The sequence below is a fragment of the Achromobacter sp. Marseille-Q0513 genome, assembly GCF_018195695.1.
Classification (GTDB): Bacteria; Pseudomonadota; Gammaproteobacteria; order Burkholderiales; family Burkholderiaceae_B; genus Achromobacter.
Window position 1 is genome coordinate 1 of record NZ_JAGTJY010000381.1, and the last position, 1,046, is coordinate 1,046.

Annotated in this window: 2 protein-coding genes; both read right to left on the minus strand. The window is 57.8% G+C overall.

Annotated features, from left to right (window positions below):
* On the minus strand, positions 1 to 804 hold an 804-nt coding region (locus tag KDH83_RS30775; protein ID WP_212322849.1), incomplete at its 3' end, for a hypothetical protein.
* A gap of 30 nt (positions 805 to 834) precedes the next feature.
* Positions 835 to 1,046, minus strand: a 212-nt coding sequence (locus KDH83_RS30780) for a hypothetical protein (protein ID WP_212322851.1), incomplete at its 5' end; no start/stop codon positions are given.

Sequence of the window (1,046 nt, forward strand, 5' to 3'; positions counted from 1 at the left end):
CGTCGAGAACCCTAGAATCAATACCGTCACGTGCCGGATCGTCAAGAATCGGAGGCGGACGACCTGGTAAATCAGCAACATTGCGAACGGCAGCAGGAACACGGTCCGCTCGGCGGTGATCATATAGGCGATCAGGAAACCGCACAGGGCTACGGCCACGGCGAGCCAGCGACGGTTCGCCAGGCCGTAGGCGAACAGGAAAGGGTTGATGAGGAAGGCGAAATAAACCTGCACATATCCTATGGTGGGAGACGTCGCGGCACCTTTTGCTCTCTGGCCGTAAACGTCCCCGAGGCTCTGAAGGCTCATGGAATCGCTGTAGATCGCCAGCAGCAGCACGCAGCAAATGAGCCAGGCGACAAAGAATAACGAAGCCATTCTTTTGCTCGGGCCAAAAACAGGCGTGGTGGTAGGTTCTGCGCCGAACGCGCGCACAGAGGCGAAAAGCAGAGTCATGCCGAAGGCCAGTGCGCCCATCAGGAAGCCATATTTTTCCAGGCCGTCATCATGGTTTTCCAGGTTTATAACGACGCCCGGAACGAAGACAAGCAGAAACAAAAGCAACAGGATGACGGAGGATGCGCGGTTGAACCTGACGGGCATTGCCAGTGTGGTGACCGCCAGCATCATGATCATCGCGACAATCTTCGAGACGTCGAGCGACGGATGAAAAAAGCCCCAATAGGCCTGTTCATAGCTGAGGTACAGCGCATGCGATACGGAAATGGAGAATCCGTAAAACAACACTGCGCAGAGCAGGATGAATCTGGACTTCGCTGGGGATGATAGGGCGATACCGGGCATTTTGGCAAAGCGTCGGGCTGGAGCCGGACGTCAGGCACGATTGGGCGTGAACCATGCCCGCAAGGCGAAGAGAGTCACCAGGAACGCGAATCCCAGCAGGGCTCCGACGAAGGCGGCGATGGTCTTGCTGGTGCCTTGAGGCGTTTCGGCGATGTAAATCGGCGCTTCGAGGCGGGTGGTGTACGGTTTGGGGTTCTGGGGCCGGGGTTGCGGGGGGGTCTGCTGGTTGTAGGAAGGGGCGG